The 3,252-nt window shown below is 32.7% G+C and carries 3 protein-coding genes; all 3 read right to left on the reverse strand.

Going from position 1 to position 3,252, the window contains the following annotated elements; genetic code table 11:
• Window positions 1–191: 191 nt before the first annotated feature.
• The 3 genes from KF816_17470 to KF816_17480 all read right to left on the reverse strand — a co-directional run bounded on the left by KF816_17470 (window position 192) and on the right by KF816_17480 (window position 3,062).
• Window positions 192–1,070, reverse strand: a complete 879-nt coding sequence (locus KF816_17470) for a TlpA family protein disulfide reductase (GenBank protein MBX3009819.1) — start codon at window positions 1,068–1,070, stop codon at window positions 192–194.
• A gap of 212 nt (window positions 1,071–1,282) precedes the next feature.
• Complete coding sequence (locus tag KF816_17475) at window positions 1,283–2,290, reverse strand: hypothetical protein (GenBank protein MBX3009820.1); 1,008 nt, start codon at window positions 2,288–2,290, stop codon at window positions 1,283–1,285.
• Between the two features lie 205 nt (window positions 2,291–2,495).
• Window positions 2,496–3,062: a hypothetical protein gene (locus KF816_17480; protein MBX3009821.1), complete on the reverse strand. Its 567-nt coding sequence runs from the start codon at window positions 3,060–3,062 to the stop codon at window positions 2,496–2,498.
• Window positions 3,063–3,252 lie beyond the last annotated feature (190 nt).

Raw genomic sequence — 3,252 nt, forward strand, 5'->3', positions numbered from 1 at the left:
TAACGGCGTTGCGCTTAGCCCGCCGCCAATAACTACAATGACGGTTTGAAATGCACAACTTTATTTATTAATCTGTTTTGTATTACAATCACACTTTATAAAGCAACCAACTTTGAAAAGCCAAACCCAATTACTTTTCACTACGACCGATTCGATAGAAGCGGTCGGGCTGAAGTGCGGGTTATACACATTTACTTTTTATAGTTGTTTATTTTTTTTAATACTGTCTCTGTTAAATTATCCGCAATAAAATCTGTACTTATTATTCTTCCTTCTGGATCTAACAATACTTTTGTTGGATATGACTCTACTTTACATTTTTCAAGATATAATGAGTCTAGTAACACATTCGGGTAATTAAACGAATTAGCAGACAGATATTTTTTCAATGAATCTTTATTATCATTTACAAAACCAACGACAAATAGCTTGTTCGTACTTATTTTTTCTCTCAGTTCTTTTACATAAGGCATTTCATAGATACAGCCTCCGCACCAAGTTCCCCAAAAGTCTATAAAAACAAATTTACCTCTCAATTTTTTTGATGATATTGTCTCCCCTTCAAATGTCTTAAAATTAAATTCCGGCATCATATTATCTTTACTTAATCTTGGTCTTATAAACTGTGGAACTCCGCCACGCTGGGTAATTCCCTTTTCTTTCGATTTACCCCAATAATAATGTAACTCTTGTTTTTTTACATCCAACTTAAGCTGATATGGAACAATACTTTTATAATCATCTCGGTTCTGAAATGATGACGAATCACTATAGAATACTTCATTGTTGTTTTTGAAAGAAGTCCCAATAAAGCTCCAGAAATCGTCATTATATACAACCATCAATCTATAACTTTTTGGCTTTGCTTTATCCCAGAGAACGTACACTTTCTTAAAAGCATTATTTGTTGGAATGGAAGCATAATATGGTTCTACAAAACTTTTTGCTTGTTTCTCAGCTTCTTTTGGTATTCCGGTAACTAATTTTACAATCCCACATTTACCATCTGGATTAGAACCTTGGACTGATATATTAGATAAAACTAAAATCAACAAAAGAAGACGCTTCATATTAATACTCCCATATTAATGTGTATAACGGCATTGTTTTTAAGCCGCCGCCAAACACAGCAATGCAACTTTGAAAACAACTGCCTATAATTTATTAGTAACTTCGTTTATTCAACCACGTTCAAAGAGCAACCAACTTTTACAACGCTACTTTATAACCAAACAAATGCCGCAACTTTTAAAGCGGTCGGCTTGAAGAACTTGTTATACGGTTATTTAACAATTGATAATATTTCACTAATTAATACATCAATTTCTGGTCTAAAATCAACTTGCGTCGGAGAAGGAATGATTTCTTTCTTTTTTATTTTCGTATGCAAATATGAATCTGCAATATTGCGTAATGATAACTCTAATCTTGACATCAATTCTTTATTTGATTTTGACCAACCATAATTGTTAACAACTTCCGAAAAAGTATTTAAATCAAAGATTGGTGGGATGTGATCAATAATTGATCTGAGTATCATAGCAATTGCATATACATTCATATCCTTTGCGGAAGAATTAAGTTCTTTTAAAAGTTGAGTTAATTTCGATAAATCATATTTAGAATTATTTGCTTGATTTAATTCTTTTATTCGTTCTTCAGAAACGTAATTTGAATTGAATCTTTCATTTAGTGAATTGCTGGTTGGTGCTTTTTCTGAGGCATCGTTTTCCTTAATTGTCAAACTTAGTGCAGAAAACTCATCAAATAAGTTCATACGATTTTCGCATAACTTTACACCAGGATTTGTGATATGAGTTGTGCTCATTCCACCATCTGCATACGCATACTTTACATAGTATTCATCTTCTAAATATTGAACGTGTCTGAGTATTTCTTCTTTATCAGAATTTAATATGCTGGCTAAATTTGCTAATGTAAATGATGCATGGATACCACCTTCCATCAAATATGTTTGATATAATTTATATAGAAGAGTCCTACGAATAAGCTTATGCCGAATCATTTCTGGATCATAGCTACCATCATTAGGTTTAGGAAAGTTTTCAGAAATATCAATAATTATTTTGTCATCGGCATAGTCGAATTTTGAGAGTAAAGAATATTCCTTTACAAATTCATCCAAAACAGTTTTTAGTTTACTATGATCATCTTCTCGCATTGTAGAAGCTAATAATAATAATTGACTGTATACTGTGAATTGTTTTGATTCATTTAATACAACAAGTTCTGCTAATGTTCGCAAAACATATTGACTTGTGATATTCATATATTCTTACCGTATAACGGCGTTGCGCTTAGCCCGCCGCCCACTACAACAATGACGGTTTGAAATGCACAACTTTATTTATTAATCTGTTTTTTATTACAATCACACTTTTAATAGCAACTAACTTTGAAAAGCCAAACCCAATAATTTTCACTACGACCGTGTCGAAGACGCGGTCGGGCTGAAGTGCGGGTTAGGTAGCTTTTTATAAAATATCCCACGCAAGACTAAAGCCAACCTTAAGAATTCCTTTCATTTTTTTATTTTCATATTTCGTAACGCCATAAGAATCATAAACTCTTGAGTAGGCAAACTCCTTGTCGTTAGTAATGTGATACATTAAATCAAAGCTTAGTTTAGAGTCCTTTTGAAAGCCAATACCTATACCTTTATATAGAATATTTTTTGAAAAACCAGAGCCGCCATTATGTGAGGCAAACAGACTATTTGAATGGTTATTTAAACCTAAAATCAAATAATATCTTGATGATAAAATCATCCATCTTGCAAAAAGGCCAAACTCGAAACCTCCGTAATATTCACCACCCATTAAATAACCAGGTCTCACTTCAATACTCAATCCATCAACGGGCATAACAATGGTAGTTAAATACATTCCATATGGAGTAAAAGCCATCGAAGATAAATTGTTTTGTTCAATTTGCATAATTGTTGGTTCTATTCGAAATCCAAACTTCAAGGACTGTGATTTTATTGTAATACTTCCAATGAGCATTAATAATAAAAAAACTAAAACCTTTTTATGATTCATTCTTATGCTACCTAACGGCGTTGCGCTTAGCCCGCCGCCAATAATTACAATGACGGTTTGAAATGCACAACCTTATTTATTAATCTATTTATAAGTACAATCACGCTTTATAAAGCAACCAACTTTGAAATACCAAACCCAATAATCTTTCACTACGACCGATTCGAACTTGTCCGCCTCTGGCGGAGAA

The sequence above is a fragment of the Melioribacteraceae bacterium genome, from assembly GCA_019638015.1.
Classification (GTDB): domain Bacteria; phylum Bacteroidota; class Ignavibacteria; order Ignavibacteriales; family Melioribacteraceae; genus JAHBUP01.

What these genes read in the sequence shown, in the direction of transcription:
- KF816_17470 (MBX3009819.1), bottom strand. Translation starts at nt 1,070, where the DNA reads ATGAAGCGTCTTCTTTTGTTGATTTTAGTTTTATCTAATATATCAGTC.
- KF816_17475 (MBX3009820.1), bottom strand. Translation starts at nt 2,290, where the DNA reads ATGAATATCACAAGTCAATATGTTTTGCGAACATTAGCAGAACTTGTT.
- KF816_17480 (MBX3009821.1), bottom strand. Translation starts at nt 3,062, where the DNA reads ATGAATCATAAAAAGGTTTTAGTTTTTTTATTATTAATGCTCATTGGA.